The organism is Enterococcus sp. AZ071 (assembly GCF_050499065.1).
Lineage (GTDB): Bacteria > Bacillota > Bacilli > Lactobacillales > Enterococcaceae > Enterococcus_A > Enterococcus_A ferrettii.
On the sequence record NZ_JBIPAS010000001.1, the window covers coordinates 3,227,752 to 3,245,718 of the forward strand.

A 17,967-nucleotide genomic window follows, 5' to 3' on the forward strand; every position below is an offset into this window, starting at 1 on the left:
TAGAAAGCGGTGTGGCGTTAAATTAAATGAGTGAAAGATCAATTATAATAGAGAAAAAAGCACAAAAAAATATTAAATACTCAATTTATATTCTATTATTTTTGTAATATCGAAATAGAGATTTAAAAAATGATTATTGTCAGTTGTTACAAAAAAAGTCCTAATTTGGCTTTCAAGCTGTTATTGATGTATAATTGTAGATCAGTGTATGTCAGTAATAGCAATAAACAGAGTTCGGTTTATCTTTTTTCTTTGTTCTTTTAAAAAAATAAATAGATTTTGATGAAGACTTTGGTAAAATAGTAGTGATACAAGGAAAGGATGAAGGCATGATCAAAGGAATCGGTATCGATGCAGTTGAGATAAATCGGATGGCCAAAATCATCGAAACGAAACCGCAATTTGCAACTCGGATACTGACTAAAAAGGAGCTAGCCCTTTTTACTAGCCATTCTGCTCATCGCAAGGTAGAATTTCTAGCAGGACGGTATGCTTGTAAGGAAGCCTTTGCTAAGGCTTGGGGAACCGGAATTGGTGAAATAAGCTTTCAAGAGCTGGAGATACTTCGCAATGATGCGGGAGCTCCCTATTTTGCTGAATCTCCCTATAAAGGCAAGGTCTTGGTTACCTTAACCCATACAGATACTCTGGCTATCGCTCAAGTATTATTAGAAGAATAAGAAAGAAGGATTTTTACGTGGTTGTTACGTACCATCGACCTACAAGAGCATTTGTACATAGAAACGCAGTCAAAACAAACATAAGGCGGGAAATAGAACGTCTGCCTGAAGGTGTTGAATTATTTGCTGTTGTGAAAGCGCAAGGATATGGACATGGAGCTGTAGCAACAGCCCAGACGGCACTAGCAGCTGGAGCTACTGGTTTTTGTGTGGCTACATTGGACGAAGCGATTGAACTTAGGGAAGTCGGAATTGTTGAGCCGATCCTTATTTTGAGTGTCGTTTTTCCAAGTTATTTGTCACTAGTGCTGGATTACGATTTATCTATCACTGTTGCTACGAAAGATTGGTTGATTGAAGCTCAGGAAATGCTGAATGAAATTGGTTCGGAAATTCCTTTAAAACTGCATATAAAAGCAGATACGGGTATGGGACGAATTGGGTTCTTGACCCCTTCAGAGGTGAAAGAGGCAGCTGATTTTATTCGGCAGTCACCTAATATGCTGTGGGAGGGGCTGTTCACTCATTTTTCAACTGCCGATGAATCGGATACCCGATACTGGAAATTGCAGAATCAGCGGTTTAAAAAAATGCTGGAAGTACTGGAAGAAAAGCCGCGCTACATTCATGCAAGCAACAGTGCGACGGCATTGTGGCATGAAGAGTTTCCAGGGAATATGATTCGTTATGGCGTAGCGATGTACGGTCTTAACCCGTCAGGACATGCATTGCCAGAAACATATCCGCTAATACCTGCATTGGAGCTCGTTTCAGAGCTGATTCAGGTAAAAGAATTAGCAGCTGGTGAAGGGATAGGTTATGGGGAAACCTATATCACATCGGAAAAGGAATGGATAGGGACCGTTCCAATCGGGTATGCAGATGGCTGGCTAAGAAAAATGCAAGGTTTTTCCATTTTGGTAGAAGGCAATCATTGTGAAATCATCGGTCGTGTTTGCATGGATCAGTTAATGATTCGCTTGCCCCGGGAATATAAAGTAGGGACTCAAGTGACATTGATTGGAAAAAATGGTAATGCGGAAATTACAATGCAAGAAGTGGCAGATCATTTGGACACAATCCATTACGAAGTAGCTTGTATGATTTCAGAAAGAGTGCCGCGAATTTATAAGGAGTAGGAGGAGTGTCATGGTTAAGCGTGGTGATATTTATTTTGCGGATTTGTCTCCAGTCATTGGGTCAGAACAAGGCGGTGTCCGTCCGGTTTTAGTTATCCAAAATAACTTGGGTAACCATTTTAGTCCAACAATCATCGTTGCAGCAATTACAGCTAAAATGGCTAAGCCTAAACTGCCGACTCACATTGGAATAAATGCCAATAAGACAGGTATTGAAAGGGATTCAGTAATATTGCTTGAACAGATTCGGACCATTGACAAGTCACGATTAAAAGAAAAGGTTTGTCATCTGGATAAAGGAATGATGAAATCAGTAGATGAAGCGTTACGTGTGAGTGTAGGAATTGAACTAACTTCGTCAATCGTTGCTGCGCAGTCAAGTTATACATAAATTTTTCTATTTACTAAAAAAATATACCTGCGATTAGGTAGACAGTTGGACTATCTTTCTGTTAGTCTTATGTGTTAGATACTCTCGCGTTTCTAAAAAAAAGCTGTTTATGATAGAGGAAGGATTACCAGATCTTAAAATGGAAATAGACATTTAAAGAATTGTTATCATTCGTAGTAAAACCGCTTTTTGTTTGCTGCCAGATTAATTTAGAATCAGAGAGTGAAATAGTAAATCTTGGGATTTATGAATCACTCTCTTGTTTTTAGCGTTTTAGTGATGAATCAATTAGAAAAGATTGTTTAACCATTATTTGATTTTAAAATATTTGTTTTTATGAATTTACTTGATGGCTTATACGAGAAAAAAATAGTTATATCAGGGTATAATAACCATGGGCTATTTCGATTATAAGTGTTAGTTAAGATGTGAAAAACAGATCAATGTAATGATTAGCAGAGGAGGGCTTCCCGTGAAGCACCTATTAAAAACGACGATTCAACGCCGATTATCGATTATTGGAATATTAAGGGATTTCTTTGATTGGCAAGACCCTCAACTGCTGGCTGATTTGCTGGATTGTTCTACTAAAACAATTCTTTCTGATATAGAGGCAATTAATCATGACTGGCAAGATAAAATCGGCATTGAATATTCCAGAACTAAAGGAATACGATTGGATGACAGCTTACATAATAAAATCCGTCCGTTAGCTGCTGACATCATGGAGGAGTCCGAAAGCTTTCAATTTTTGGAGCGGGTATTTTTCCGTCCAAATGAGGATGCTGATTATTGGATTAATGAATTGTACATCAGTGAAGCAACCTTCTATCGCATGGTTCGTCAGATTGATGATGTGATGGAGAAGAGAGGTCTGCGTCTAGAACGTAAGCCTTTTCGAATCACCGCTGATGATGAACGCTGGGTTCGCATTTTTTATGTTCACTTATTTCTTGAAAAATACGGATTGAGTGAATGGCCTTTTGATTTGGAAAAAGAAAAGGTGATTACTTTTGTTCGCCGTTCCAGCCAAGCCTTTGATATCATGATGAATGATCGCGATACAATGGAGTATAGCTTTTTGCTGTCAATTATTATCATTCGTTGTTCGCAGGGGCTGATGATGACCAATCAAACGATTAAAGAACCCGATGAGGATACGTTGGCTAAACTGAAGGAGTTGTACGCTCTTGCAGAGGCTACAGTAGAGAATTCTAATTACGTGGTAACTAGAACCTGGTATCAGGAAGTAATTCACAGCTTGTTTTATGATTATTTCATTACTAACAAAAAGGAAACCTACGATAAAGTTTGTACAGGAATTGAGAGCTTTCTGGAGCAACTGGTTTCAACATTCAAAATTCCGTTGGAGGAACTGAATCAAAAGCATATTACTCAAAAGATGCTGCGCATTTATCGGGGGTACTATATTTATCCATACTCTCGGGCAATGCTCTTTAACGAGGCAGCTTTTTTTAGCCGTTCGGCTCAGCATTATTACCCCCACTTTGCAAAGATGGTTCAGCAGCAGTTAATTGATTTGGAACGAGAAATGGATTTTCCCTGGTTCAGTCAGTTTTACTTTTTAGTTTTGCGCTGTCTGTTTACTGAATGGGGACAGTTGGCCCATTATTTGGACGTTTTATCGCCAAAGGTCAAAATCATGATTATTAGTGATTCTGGTCGACGGCACGGAGAAATGTTGTCAGAATTAATTCAAAGCCGTTTTTATTACCGAGTGGAGATCACGGTGTATGATGAATCCATTTTGCAATTAACCCCGGAAAAGATGGAAGCCTTTAGTACTTACGATCTAGTAATTTCCAATTATACCTTGAAAGAATATCCATACACTAATTTGCAGATTGTGGATGATTTTTTAACAGAGGTTGATTTTTCAATCGTTAATTCAATCATTAAACAGATTCGTTAATAACCGAGAAAGAAAAAGGGAGGCGTGCCTCTCTTTTTCTATGGAGTGAGAGAGTTTATTATTATGAATACTTGCCAGAAACCCATATACTGGTAGTGAAGTGAAAGGACGTGAATATATGCTGAAAAAGCTGCTGGCAAATGTCGGCGAATATAAAAAAGACAGTCTACTGACTCCTTTATTTACGATGGGAGAAGTACTGATGGATGTCATAATGCCATTGATTATGGCTGGTTTGATTGATCAAGGAATTCAAAAGAGTGATCAGTCTGTAATCTTACGTTACGGGGGTCTGCTGTTCCTCTGTGCCCTATTTGCACTATTTATGGGGACACTTGGAGGTCGTACGGCTGCAATTGCATCTGCTGGGTTTGCAAGGAATTTACGACATCGGTTGTTTGAGAAGGTTCAAGGCTTTTCCTTTTCCAACATTGATCGTTTCTCCAGCTCAAGTTTGATTACGCGGATGACAACCGATGTAACCAATATTCAAAATGCTTACCAAATGATTATTCGTATCCTCGTTCGGTCCCCTTTGATTTTGATTTTTTCTTTAGTGATGGCTTTTCATATCAATCGTAGTTTATCCATGATTTATTTAATTATTGTTCCCTTATTGGGAATTGGCTTAGGTCTAATTATTCACTTTGCTTACCCGATTTTTATGAAAGTATTTCGTACGTATGATCGTTTGAACAACGTGGTGCAAGAAAATCTCCAAGGTATTCGCGTAGTGAAATCATACATCCGCGAAGAGCATGAAGAGGAAAAATTTGGTGAAGTTTCGCAAGCTGTGTATGACAACTTTGCTAAAGCTCAACGAATTGTTGCCTTCAATATGCCAGTGATGCAAATTGCTATTTACACTTGTATGCTTTTAATTTCTTGGCTGGGAGCGGAACTAATTGTTGAACAGAGTTCATTGACTACTGGTGAATTGGTAAGTATGTTCAACTATACAATGCAAATTCTAATGAGCTTGATGATGATGTCTATGACTTTTGTTCAATTAATGATTGCCAGAACATCAGCTGAACGTGTTATCGCTGTAATTGATGAAGAGAGTGACCTAAAAAACAACGATGCACCATTAACTGAAGTACTAGACGGTTCAGTTGTATTTGATGATGTCTGCTTCAGTTATCAAGATGATATGGATAAATTGGTCTTAGAAAACGTCAATCTAACAATTCGCTCAGGTGAAATGGTGGGAATTGTTGGTGGTACGGGGAGTTCTAAATCTAGTTTGGTTCAGTTGATCCCTCGTCTTTACGATGTGACCCATGGTCAAGTGATGGTTGGTGGACAGGATGTTCGCGACTATGATTTGGAAGTATTGCGGGATCAAGTCGGAATGGTTTTGCAAAATAATGTACTGTTTAGTGGAACAATTAACGAAAACCTGCGATGGGGAAATGAGCAGGCTTCAGATGAAGAAATTCAGGCTGCTGCAAAAATTGCTCAAGCTGATCCATTTATCCAAGAGTTTCCTGATAAATATGACACGATGATCTCACAAGGTGGGAACAATGTATCAGGTGGACAGAAACAGCGTTTAACCATTGCTCGTGCTTTATTGAAGAAACCAAAAATTTTGATTTTGGATGATTCAACTAGTGCGGTAGATACTAAGACTGATCGAGCCATCCGTGATGGACTAAAGCAGGCAATCCCTGGGACGACAACTTTCATTATTTCTCAGCGAGTCAGCTCAATTCAAGATGCCGATCGAATTATTGTTTTAGATGATGGTAAGGTTAACGGTGTAGGTACTCATGATGAATTGCTGGCCAGCAATCAGATTTATCAAGAAGTCTTCAATTCTCAACAGAAAGGATTTGGTGATCATGATTCCGAATAATCGAAAATTTGCTAAATCCAATCCTGCTAAAACCTTGAAGCGTCTTTTGAGTATTATGATGAGCAAATACAAATTTCAGCTTTTTGTCGTATTTATTGCTATTTTATTAAGCGCCTTTGCCAATGTTCGCGGATCCCTGTTTCTGCAAGTTGTTATTGATGATTATATTACTCCTATGATGGGGCAAGCAAATCCAGATTTTAGCGGATTATTGCGAGCAATTTTGACGATGGCTGCTATTTATGTAGTTGGTATCGCTGGAACACTTTTCTATAATCTAGTCATGGTTAAGGTTTCTGAAGGAACGCAAAGGACGATCCGAGACAATATGTTTACACACCTGGAAAGCTTGCCATTGCGTTATTTTGATGCTAACTCTGATGGTGATATTATGAGTCACTTTACCAATGATACCGACACTTTGCGTCAAATGATTTCGCAAAGTATTCCTAACCTGCTGATGGCATTTGTAACCTTCATTTCAGTATTTATTGCAATGTTTTCGATTAGTGTACCGTTAACGTTGTTTGTAGTGTTCTCAGTTTCTTTGATGTTTGTGATGCTGCGTTTTATTTCTAAACGAAGCGGTCGCTATTTTGGCAATCAGCAACGGGACTTGGGGAAAGTGAATGGCTATGTTGAAGAAATGATGCATGGGCAAAAAGTCGTGAAGGTCTTTAACCATGAGAAAAAAGCAATTCAAGAATTTGATGCAATCAACGAAGAACTGCGCCAAAGTGCTGCTAAAGCCAATGGGACAGCCAATATGCTAATGCCAATTATGATGAACCTGCTTAACATTCAATATGTATTAGTTGCGATAGTCGGAGGTTTGTTTGCAGTTTATGGTGTTTCGGCGTTGACAGTTGGGATGATTGCGTCCTTCCTGCAGCTGAGTCGTTCATTGAACGGACCAATCAGTCAAATTTCACAACAGATTAACTTTGTTATTATGGCTTTAGCAGGTGCCGATCGTATTTTTCAATTATTGGATGAAGAGCCAGAAGTGGACGATGGGTATGTTACGCTAGTCAATGTCAAAGAAGAAAACGGCCAATTTATTGAAACCAATCAGCGAACAGGACTATGGGCTTGGAAGCATCCTCATGAAGATGGAACAACTACCTACACCCGTCTGACAGGAGATGTTCGATTTGAAGATGTCAATTTCGGTTATGACACTAATCATATGGTCCTTCACGATATTAATCTTTACGCCGAACCAGGCCAAAAAGTGGCTTTTGTTGGAGCCACCGGTGCGGGTAAGACGACGATTACCAACTTGATTAATCGTTTCTACGATATCCAAGATGGCAAGATTCGTTATGATGGTATTAATGTGAAGAAAATCAAGAAGAATTCCTTGCGTCATTCATTAGGAATCGTCTTGCAGGATACCCACTTGTTCACTGGATCGATTAAAGAAAATATTCGTTATGGACGTTTAGATGCGACGGATGAAGAAGTCTATCAAGCTGCCAAACTATCCAATGCAGATATGTTTATCCAGCATTTACCAGAAAAATACGACACGGTAATTACGGGGGATGGTGATGGTTTGTCACAAGGACAGCGGCAACTATTAGCAATTGCCCGGGCTGCCATAGCTGATCCACCAGTAATGATTATGGATGAAGCAACCTCTAGTATTGATACTAGAACGGAAAGTATTGTACAAACCGGAATGGACCGTTTGATGGAAGGCCGAACCGTATTTGTTATTGCTCACCGCCTTTCAACCATTCAAAATTCAGACGTGATAATGGTAATGGATCATGGACGGATTATCGAACGTGGGGACCATGACAGCTTGCTGGAAGAACATGGTATGTATTACCAACTTTACACTGGTAAAGTGGAGTTGGATTAAGGCTAGATAGTTTCAAAGTTGTCCATTTTGTATTATTGTTAATATAGGTATGCGGCTAGGTTTCGTTTGAACCTAGCCGCTTTTTTAGTAGAAAGGATGAGAGAAATGAAACGCTTTGCGATGAAAGACTATGGTCCGGCCAGAGAAGTCTTGACCGAAATCGACGCCCTGCCAAGAGAAGTTGATGAAACCCATGTTCGAGTAAAAATTGTTGCTTTTGGTGTAAATCCTTATGACATTTCACTGCGCCAAGGCAAGATGAGCAGCTTTCGGTCACTAAAATTTCCTTACGTTTTAGGTAATGATGGTACTGGAATCGTAACAGAAGTAGGAACTCAGGTGAATCATTTAGCAGTTGGTGATAGAGTCATCGTACATGCAGTTGGCGGCACCTATGGTGAAGAACTTGTAATTCCTGGCAAAAAGGCAGCGAAGAAGTCACCAGCAATCAGTTGGGCTGAAGCTGCGGGTGCAGTTACTCCTTGGTTAACGACCTACAATTTAGTTACTCATTTATTAGGTGATAAAATCGGGGAAACCATTTTAGTTCAAGGTGCTTCTGGAGCGGTGGGCTCCTTGTTAGTCCGCTTATTGAAGTATCAAGGGAAAACAGTTTTTGCTACGGCCTCAAAGAAAAACGAAGAGATGGTACGAACATTCGGAGCTGATGAGTTTGCGGCTTATGATCAAGAAGATGTCGGTGAATTGTTTAAGAATCAGGCGGACACTGTAATTGACGCCACAAAAGGGAGCCGCACAGCTGAATCGGGCTTGAAAGCAATGAAACCGGCTGGTAATTATGTCGTTTTAAACGATCTGCCGCAAGATCAGTCAAAACCAGGAAATTATCTGCATTTTGCACCCTCAAAAGATTACTCAGACCTAGAAGCTTTAGAAGCTTTTAATCACTTATATGAAGAAGCAGACCTGCAGATTACAATTGCTAAGAAATATCCATTTACGCTGGAAAGTGTCATTGAAGCACATGAAGCACTGGAAGGTCATCCGACAGCTGGTAAATTCATTGTGGAGAGAGAGGAAGCATAAAATGGATCAAAAAAAATGGGAGAAGGTCTTAGCCAATTATACGGCAGAAAAAGAATTTATTAAGGATGGCTACTATCGAGTAAGACCAGTTGAAGAAGGCTATCAAATGGCTTATCTTGTGCCAGGGCTTTGTGGGGAAACGTTGATCCATCCAGAAATCACACTTGAAGTGATAAATGGAAAAGCCGTTCCTATTCGCTTAATGGATTTGGAGACTACACCAACTACGCGCTTGTCGGCGAAAGCTGGCGACCAAGAACAAATCGAAGCACAAGCAGAGATGCTACTGGAAAAATTTGTGGCAGCCAAAAATTTAGGACGTTAAACTTTTCTTTAGATTTGTTTTTTTGGAAAGGGATACAATTATGACAGATTGTCACAACTGTCGTAAAAGTTGATTTCACAGGGTTTAGATGATTGAAATCAGGCAAATTTCCATGCTAAAGTAAGTCAGTCGAAAAATAAAACTAGTGGGTGAAATCAAATGAAACTATTCCAATCAATTAAACATACTTTTCAATTATACGCCCTCGATTGGAAAAGAATTGCCAAAAATCCAATCGCAATCTTACTGATGATTGCTTTAATGATTATTCCATCGTTATATGCTTGGTTTAATATAAAAGCTTTGTGGGACCCCTATTCTAATACTGGGGAACTGCCTATTGCAGTGTACAGTGCAGATGCTGGTGCATCTTTTCAAGGCAAGGATATCGAGATTGGCGATCAAGTAATTGATAATTTACACAAAAATAAGCAGTTAGGCTGGCAATTTGTTGACTCTAAAGAGCAAGTTGTTGAAGGGGTAAAATCTGGTAAATATTATGCTGGGATTTACCTGCCTAAGGAGTTTTCCGCAGATCTGTTAAGTTTTACGTCTGGTGAAATCAAAAAACCAAAGATCGAGTACTATTTGAATCAAAAGATCAACGCGATTGCACCTAAAATCACAGACAAAGGTGCTAGCTCGATCCAACAAGAAATCACAGATGAGTTTATCAAAACAGCCAGTTCAACCCTGTTATCAGTATTTAATGAGATAGGCTACAATATTGATGAAAATCTTGTCAGCATCAATAAAGTTAAAGACCTCATTCTTAAAACCAACGACAATTTGGACGATATCGATCAATACACCCAAGAAATTGTCGCGGTCCAAGGTAAACTGCCAGAGCTTAAGCAAAAGCTGGCCCAAGCGAATCAAATGAAAAGCTATTTGCCGCAAATCGATGATCTAGGTCAAAAATTGGTTGCTCTGAATCAAAAATTTCCAGAGCTAAAGCAGCAGGCCAGTGTCATTTTAACCTTGCAGCAAAAAATTCCAGAGATTCAACAAGCCGGGCAGCAATTGGCAACGGTGGATTCTGATTTTGCTTCGATCCAACAAACTTTAACAGATGGAATCAATGAAGCAAAACAAGGACTGCAAATCATTCAACAGGTGCAACAAATTTTACCTGATGTACAAAAGCTAGGTAATCAGGCCGATGATTTAGCCGCCACTACCAAAAATGGAGCGGAACAATTGAAGGGGGCTGTACCAAGTATTGCCAGCAGTGCCAGCGCGACTTTGAGTTCGATTGGACAAGTGGCAACCGCAACTGATTCGTTGGTAGCCAACCTTCAAGAGCTGCTGAATAAAGAACAATTGACACCGGATGAAAAGCAGCACATTGCTTCGTTGATTCAAGATTTTCAAACGAATATTACGAGCCAACAAAATGCAATTGATAATTTAGTCGGCTTTTTAAACCAACTAAAGGACTACGCTGATAAAAATAATTTGCCTGATGCCAGCCAAGCGTTAGCAACTATGATCACTCAATTAGGAGATGTAAAAAATAGTTTGGGGGATTTGAGTAATCGTCTAGGTAATTTGAACAATCTAGTACAAAATGGTTCACCAGCTCAAGCAATTGCTTATCTAGATCAGATTAGGCAGGTCTCAACCAATATCGCTAACCTAGTTGGGCAAATTGATGTAAGTCAAGCTTCCAAAACCATTACAGATGTCTTAGACAAAGTAATCAGCACAATCACAACTGCTCAGGGAGTATTGAATCAAGCACAGCAAATTGATTTTGTTTCTTTGTTAAACAATACGCAGCAGACAGTTGCCAACGCAATTCCAATTTTAGAAAAGTATCAACAACAAATGCCGGCGATTGGTCAAGAAGTTCATGATGCCAATATTTTATTAAATGGTCACATGGATACAATTGTGAATGGGATTAACACAGGTGCTAGCTTGTACAACAATGAACTGCCGGTAGTTGAGCAGCGTTTGAATCAGGCTGCAAACTTTATGCAAAATGATTGGCCTGGTGTCAAAAATGATATTAATCAAGGACTAAACATTGTCAATGAGAAGATGCCTGCGGTGGAATCGGCGTTGACTATGGCTACTGACCTGATCCAAAATGATTGGCCATCTATTCGCAGTGGGATTCAAAAGGCGGCAGCAGCAATTAACCAAGGAGATCAAACAATTGATTTTGGCGAAGTTATCAAGCTGTTGAAGCTGGATGCGCAAAAGGAAAGTAATTTCTTTGCTGAACCAGTGGATTTGCAGACGAATACGATGTATCCAATTGCCAACAATGGCTCGGCCAGTGCACCATTTTATACGGCCCTCTGTTTATGGGTAGGAGCAGTTTTATTCTCCAGTGTAACTACCACTGACTTTTACTTGGACAAAAAGGATCGCGGCAAATATACAAAACGTGAACAATTTAGTGCTCGTTTGTTAACTTATATGACTATGGGAATTGCCCAAGCCTTGGTAGTTAGTTTAGGGAACTACTTCTTGTTGGGAGTTTACGTGAAAAATCCAGCCTGGAGTGTGTTATTTGCTCTATTAGTCGTAATTGCCTTTACTATGATGGTTTATGTCCTAGTTGCCTTGTTTGGTACAGTGGGCAAGGGGATCGCGATTATCATACTAGTGCTGTCCATCTCTGGTGGCGGCGGAAATTACCCAATTCAAGTATCCGGTAAATTTTTCCAAGCAGTCAATCCGTGGCTGCCCTTCACCCATGCAGTAAATCTGCTGAGGGAAAGTGCTGGCGGAATTTATTGGCCAAATGCTCGGATGGATATAGTAATCATGATATTTATCATTATCTTATTTGGAGTGGTTGGAACATGGGCGTATCCAATTCTACAACCAAAAATGGCGAAGTTGACCAAGATTTCTCATGAAAGTAAAATCTTCCATTAAGCGAAAGCAGGCAGTCATCCTAGTGTTGATTGTCTGCTTTTTTGCTAAGCTGTCTTTTAGCATAATTTAATCAAAACTAATATTGACTTTTAGTAAAAAGGCGAGTAGTATGGCGATTGCTTGTAGTTATTTAGCTGAAAGAAAATAGCTCGGAATAACCAGGGGTGATTGGTTTCTCGCTAAAGAAAGTACACAGCTAAGCAGGAGAATGGGCAAGTCTGAAGAATGAAGCTAAACTAAAAAAAAGAAGCTTCTATCTATATAGAAAAATTAAATTATTGGTTAAAATAAGGGGTTGAACAAAGTGAATTATTTGAAACGGCTGCTGGTAGGAAAGCCTTTGAAGTCATCTGAAAATGATGATCAAAGTTTAACAAGATTTGCAGCCTTGGCGATGCTGTCATCTGATGCCCTATCATCTGTGGCGTACGGAACGGAACAGATTGTCGTTGTGCTAGTAACATTGTCCACTGCGGCGATTTGGTATTCCTTGCCAATTGCGGCAGTTGTGTTGGTCTTGCTGACGTCGCTGATTCTTTCTTATCGCCAAATTATCCACGCCTATCCTCATGGTGGAGGGGCCTATGTTGTCAGCAGCGAAAATCTTGGAAAAAGTGCCGGACTGATTTCTGGTGGTTCACTTTTAGTGGATTATATGTTGACGGTCGCAGTATCGGTATCAGCAGGAGCAGAGGCGATCGCATCTGCTATCCCAGCCTTGTATCATCATCGGGTACTGATCGCTGTGGTAATTGTTTTGCTGCTAATGTTAATGAATTTGCGGGGACTTAGAGAATCCGCTGGCTTTTTGATGCTTCCGGTGTATTCATTTATTGCTATTATGACTGTTTTAATTATTGTCGGATTATTCAAAATAGTAACTGGAATGGTACCTATAAACGCAACAGCGCAACCAGGATCATTCGTACCAGGCATTAGCATAGCTTTGCTGTTGCGGGCGTTCTCATCAGGATCTTCTTCACTGACTGGGGTTGAAGCCATTAGTAATGCGGTGCCTTTCTTTAAGAAACCGCGAGCAAAGAATGCTGCTGGAACCTTAGCAATGATGGGAATCATCTTGGCCTTCTTCTTTACAGGGATTACTTTCTTGAACTATTGGTATGGAATTATACCTTCTGAACAAGTAACGGTGCTGTCTCAAGTAGGAGAATCGGTTTTTGGTAAAGGGATTATGTACTATATTATGCAATTTGCTACTGCCTTGATTCTAGCAGTTGCTGCTAATACTGGGTTTTCAGCTTTTCCAGTTCTGGCTTATAATTTGGCTAAAGATAAATACTTGCCTCACCGATATCAAGACCGTGGAGACCGTCTAGGGTATTCTAATGGGATCATTACGCTAGCGTTGGGTTCAATTGCTTTGCTGATGATTTTCCAAGGATCCACAGAGCGATTGATTCCTTTGTATTCAGTTGGTGTATTTATTCCTTTTACGCTATCACAAACGGGAATGGTCAAGAAATGGTACAGTGAAGGCGGTCAATGGTTGAAAAAATCAATTGCCAATATTATTGGTGCACTGATTTCCTTCTCAATTGTAGTCATTCTGTTCATTTACCGATTAAATGATATTTGGCCATTCTTTATTATCATGCCAATATTGATTTATGTTTTCTATAGAATTCATAAACATTATCAAAATGTAGCTGAACAATTACGGTTGGCTGATGAGGTAAAGTTGCACGAATACGAGGGGAACACAGTGATCGTATTGGTGGGAAATGTAACCCAGGTAAATATCGGAGCAATTAATTATGCTCGTTCAATTGGTGATTACATCATTGCGATGCATGTTTCCTTAGATGAAAATTCTGAAAAGGAAAAAGAAATCCAGAAGGAATTTAAGGAGAAGTTTCCTGAAATTCGTTTTTCTGTGGTACGTTCGCCTTATCGTTCAATTATTAATCCGGTAACTCGTTATGTTGATCGGGTAAGTAAAAAATCTAAAAAATACAACTATACAACAACGGTTTTAATTCCGGAATTTGTGCCTAATAAAGCTTGGAAGCTTTCGCTGCACAATCAAACAGCTTTACGTTTACGACTGAGGTTGTCTTACCGGGATGATATTATTATCAGTACCTACAACTATCATTTGAAGAAATAAAAAAAACAGAGACAGTTTAAACTGTTTCTGTTTTTTTATTTCTAGCTTCACAAGCTAACCTTATCGATTGTTGATTTAAAACTAAACGTTTCTAATGAAGCTTTTCTTACTTATTTACTTGTTTTAGTTGCTGGATCTAAGCGACGTTCTACTAGTCCTAACAACCAATCAGTAATGATAGCCATTAATGCGGTTGGTAGAGCACCAGCTAAAATAATCGCAGTACCATCAGTAGCATTTGTTCCGCGGATGATGATATCACCTAAACCGCCAGCCCCTACGAAAGCACCGATTGCCGTAATTCCAATGGCAACAACTAAAGCATTCCGAATCCCGGCCATAATTACCGAAACTGACAAAGGCAATTCAATCATGTATAAGCGCTGAAATGAAGTCATTCCCATCCCTTTACCTACATCCAGTGCATTTCGATCGACTTGGCGCATACCAGTATACGTATTTTTAATAATCGGCAGCAACGAATAAAGAAAGACGGTCAAGATAACCACATTCGCGCCTAAGCCTAAGCCCAACATCAGAATTGAGATCATTGCCAATGAAGGTATTGTTTGGATGATATTAGCAATCCGAATAACCCAGTTCGCCAATTTATAATGCTTAGAAATAAAGATACCGACCGGAATGCCTACAACAGCGGCGAAAAGTACGCCATAAATTGAAATCAAGAAGTGGCGATAGAATTGTGAGAAGACATAACCGCCATTCACTTGAAAATACTCAAAGAATTGTTGAAAAGTATTCATGTTTTCCATTACGCTCACTTCCCTTCAAAGTAATTGTGCTCTTCTAAGAATTCCTTGGCTACCACAGAAGGTTCCACTAAGTCATTATCAGCACGAAAGTTCAATTTTTGCATCTGTTCAGTATCAATGGTTCCTGCTAAGCGATCCAATGCATCACGAATTTCAGGATTTTTGGTTAAGACTGCATCTGTTGCTACAGCAGCTGCATCATAAGGTGGGAAGAACTGCAGATCATCTTCCAGCATGACAAGGTCGTAACTAGCAATCCGACCATCTGTTGAGTAGCCTAGAACAATATCCATTCTTCCTGCATCAACGGCATCATAAACCAAACCGATTTGCATTGGCAAAATAGAAGAAAATTCAAATCCATAGGTTTGTTTAAAGCCATCGTAGCCATCGCCTTCACGAGTAATCCAAGCAGTATCCACACCCGCGGTTAGTTCGCCAGCAACATTTTTTAAATCGCTGACTTTTTTCAAATTGTATTTTTCAGCTGTATCCTTGCGTACTAAGAAAACGTACGTATTGTCAAAGCCATATGAAGGGAACCAAGTTTGATGGTAACGCTTCTCGAATTCTTTGCTAACCAGATCGAAGGCTTTCTTCGGATCTTTTTCAGCAGGCAATCCAAGGGTAGTAGTTACGTCGGTTCCGGTATAGCGTGCAGCTGAAATGGATGCATTATTGTTGATCATAGCTTGGTGATTGATAGTAGTAGTTGCCAAGTTATTAATGACTGTTGTATCTAAATCAGTATAGTGTTCAACCATTCCTGCTACAATGCTGCCTAAAATTTGAGCCTCTGAGGTTACTCCGCCAGTAATCCCGACAGTATCTTCGTTGTCATTGGAGGACAAGCCAGGGAACGAACAGCTGCTTAGAAAAAGTAATGCGAGTCCTAGAATCAGTAATTTTGCTTTCTTCACAGACTACTCCTCCTTCCGTAGTGCAGCTGGGGTCATTTTGTCTTCCAATAAACCCAGCAAGAAATCTGACAGTAAAGCGATGATAATAACTGGAATGGTTCCAGCAAAGATCAATGGCGGTTGAAAGTTGTTCAACCCACTAAAGATCAAATCACCTAATCCGCCTGCTCCAATATAAGAAGCTAAGGTTGCCCAAGCCACTACATACACGGCAGCTAAGCGGATTCCCGCCATAATAGTTGGCGTTGCAATCGGCAGCTCAACTGAAACAATTGACTGCAGGTTAGTCATGCCCATTCCTTTGGCTACATCGCGGTAATTGCTGTCAACATTTTTCATACCAATATACGTATTACGTAAAATCGGCAATAAAGAGTAGATGAACAAAGCAATAATTGCAGGTATTTTTCCGACGCCGAAAAAAGGAATCATTAAGGCTAATAAAGCTAAAGAAGGAACGGTTTGCAGCACGCTTGCAATGCCGATAATTACGTTAGCTATCTTGGGCAGGCGGGTCAATAGAATGCCTAAAGGTACTGCAAACAAAATACCTAAAATCAGCGCAAAAGCAGAAATATAAATATGCTCGGCACTTTTTGTAAGGATTTGTCCGCCGTATTCATTGATGAATTGTTGCATGCTTACGCCTCCTCATTCGTAGCGGTAATTGGTCCAGCAGCACTAATAACAGCATCTTCCTCGCCCCATAGTGCATCATAAACAATATCTACTAAGGAAACGCGAGTTAAGATGCCAACTAAATGATTCTGATCATCAACTACCGGTACGTATTTCACACCGCGTTTTAGAATACGCTGAAGACTGTCACGCAGTAAAGCAGATTCCTTAACGTAAAAAACTTTTGTATTAATAATATCACCAACACTGGTCGCTGTACCGCTCCGACGTGCTCGTTGAATAGTTTCTACATCAACAAAGCCTTTCAAGGTATTGCTGTCATCAACAACTAGTAAGGTATCTACTCGTTTTTCCCGCATTAGATGAACGGCACTTTGCAAGCCTTTTTCTGGGGTAATAGAAACGGCAGTATTCATCATAATTTCACCAACAGTTGTAGTGTCTGATTTTGCTTGCAGCAACCGATCTTCACCTAAGAGCTCTTCTACAAAGTCATTCGCTGGTTCTTGTAGAATCTTTTCTGGGGTATCAAATTGAATTACGTGACCACCATCCATGATTGCGATGCGATTGGCTAACTTTAATGCCTCGTCCATGTCATGAGTAACGAAGACGATTGTTTTGCCTAAACGTTCCTGAAGGTCTTTTACAAGATCCTGTAAAGAATCACGAGTAATTGGATCCAAGGCACCGAAGGGTTCATCCATTAAAATAATGTCTTGGTCAGCCGCTAAGGCACGAACAACACCGATCCGTTGTTGTTGACCACCAGAAAGTTCATGAGGATAACGATCCAGCATATCTCTGGGCAGCTCAACTAAATCAATCATTCGTTCCGCTGTTTTATCACGCTTTTCCTGATCTACCTTTAGTAATTTTTGTACGAGGGTTATATTTTCACGAATTGTCATATGAGGCATTAAACCGATGTTTTGAATGACATAGCCGATTTGGCGGCGTAACTCTACAGGATTAATTTGCTGAATATCCTCACCATCAATTTTGATCGTTCCTTCAGTTGGATCGATCATTCGATTAATCATCCGCATGGTTGTCGTTTTTCCACTGCCGCTGGTACCAATCAAACAAATAAACTCACCCTTATTGAAGGAAAGATTGACGTTTTCGACCGCCATTTTGTTACCGGGGTATATTTTTGAAACGTTATCAAATTCAATCATTTTTTCCACCTTTATATCCTTTCAATCATTTCTGATACTTCTAGTATGCTATAAATAAGAGAGAAAGACAAATGCGACGGTTTTAACACTCTTTGAAATAGCGGGATATTAGTGTTTTATCAAATGATTAAATAACGAATGGTTGTGATTTAAAGCATGCGCTTAAATTATAATCAGTAGTGCGA

14 protein-coding genes are annotated in these 17,967 nt (G+C 39.7%); 10 read left to right on the forward strand and 4 right to left on the reverse strand.

What is annotated here, in order from left to right; translation table 11 throughout:
- Positions 1-329: 329 nt before the first annotated feature.
- The 10 genes from acpS to IGI49_RS15920 all read left to right on the forward strand — a co-directional run bounded on the left by acpS (position 330) and on the right by IGI49_RS15920 (position 14,269).
- Positions 330-680 carry a holo-ACP synthase gene (gene acpS / locus IGI49_RS15875; RefSeq protein ID WP_429962462.1) on the forward strand — a complete coding sequence of 117 codons (351 nt, stop codon included), beginning with the start codon at positions 330-332 and terminating at the stop codon, positions 678-680.
- A gap of 17 nt (positions 681-697) precedes the next feature.
- Complete coding sequence (gene alr / locus IGI49_RS15880; protein ID WP_429962463.1) at positions 698-1,819, forward strand: alanine racemase; 1,122 nt, start codon at positions 698-700, stop codon at positions 1,817-1,819.
- Between the two features lie 10 nt (positions 1,820-1,829).
- Positions 1,830-2,210, forward strand: coding sequence for a type II toxin-antitoxin system PemK/MazF family toxin (locus IGI49_RS15885; RefSeq protein ID WP_207703890.1), 381 nt, complete (start codon positions 1,830-1,832; stop codon positions 2,208-2,210).
- Positions 2,211-2,682: 472 nt separating this feature from the next.
- Positions 2,683-4,143, forward strand: coding sequence for a helix-turn-helix domain-containing protein (locus IGI49_RS15890; RefSeq protein WP_207703891.1), 1,461 nt, complete (start codon positions 2,683-2,685; stop codon positions 4,141-4,143).
- A gap of 118 nt (positions 4,144-4,261) precedes the next feature.
- Entirely contained in the window at positions 4,262-6,004 is a 1,743-nt protein-coding gene (locus IGI49_RS15895; RefSeq protein ID WP_429962464.1) for an ABC transporter ATP-binding protein, read from the forward strand.
- Positions 5,991-7,874 carry an ABC transporter ATP-binding protein gene (locus tag IGI49_RS15900; protein WP_429962465.1) on the forward strand — a complete coding sequence of 628 codons (1,884 nt, stop codon included), beginning with the start codon at positions 5,991-5,993 and terminating at the stop codon, positions 7,872-7,874. Before IGI49_RS15895 ends, IGI49_RS15900 begins: the two co-directional genes overlap by 14 nt.
- A gap of 105 nt (positions 7,875-7,979) precedes the next feature.
- Positions 7,980-8,921 carry an NADP-dependent oxidoreductase gene (locus IGI49_RS15905; RefSeq protein WP_429962466.1) on the forward strand — a complete coding sequence of 314 codons (942 nt, stop codon included), beginning with the start codon at positions 7,980-7,982 and terminating at the stop codon, positions 8,919-8,921.
- Between the two features lies 1 nt (position 8,922).
- The gene (locus tag IGI49_RS15910) at positions 8,923-9,246 is read left to right on the forward strand and encodes a hypothetical protein (protein ID WP_207703895.1); all 324 of its coding nucleotides are present in this window, start codon (positions 8,923-8,925) and stop codon (positions 9,244-9,246) included.
- A 159-nt stretch (positions 9,247-9,405) separates the two neighbouring features.
- Positions 9,406-12,141 (forward strand): YhgE/Pip family protein, encoded by a 2,736-nt coding sequence (locus IGI49_RS15915; protein WP_429962467.1) that lies wholly within the window; start codon positions 9,406-9,408, stop codon positions 12,139-12,141.
- A 304-nt stretch (positions 12,142-12,445) separates the two neighbouring features.
- Entirely contained in the window at positions 12,446-14,269 is a 1,824-nt protein-coding gene (locus tag IGI49_RS15920) for an amino acid permease (RefSeq protein ID WP_429962468.1), read from the forward strand.
- Between the two features lie 110 nt (positions 14,270-14,379).
- On the opposite strand, the gene IGI49_RS15925 is transcribed toward IGI49_RS15920, so the two are convergent.
- From IGI49_RS15925 to IGI49_RS15940, 4 genes are read right to left on the reverse strand one after another with little or no spacing between them, the layout of a single operon-like run.
- Positions 14,380-15,042 carry an ABC transporter permease gene (locus IGI49_RS15925; RefSeq protein WP_429962469.1) on the reverse strand — a complete coding sequence of 221 codons (663 nt, stop codon included), beginning with the start codon at positions 15,040-15,042 and terminating at the stop codon, positions 14,380-14,382.
- A gap of 5 nt (positions 15,043-15,047) precedes the next feature.
- Positions 15,048-15,962, reverse strand: coding sequence for a glycine betaine ABC transporter substrate-binding protein (locus IGI49_RS15930; RefSeq protein WP_207703899.1), 915 nt, complete (start codon positions 15,960-15,962; stop codon positions 15,048-15,050).
- A gap of 3 nt (positions 15,963-15,965) precedes the next feature.
- Positions 15,966-16,601 carry an ABC transporter permease gene (locus IGI49_RS15935; RefSeq protein ID WP_207703900.1) on the reverse strand — a complete coding sequence of 212 codons (636 nt, stop codon included), beginning with the start codon at positions 16,599-16,601 and terminating at the stop codon, positions 15,966-15,968.
- 2 nt (positions 16,602-16,603) lie between these two features.
- Positions 16,604-17,782 carry a betaine/proline/choline family ABC transporter ATP-binding protein gene (locus tag IGI49_RS15940; RefSeq protein ID WP_207703901.1) on the reverse strand — a complete coding sequence of 393 codons (1,179 nt, stop codon included), beginning with the start codon at positions 17,780-17,782 and terminating at the stop codon, positions 16,604-16,606.
- Positions 17,783-17,967 lie beyond the last annotated feature (185 nt).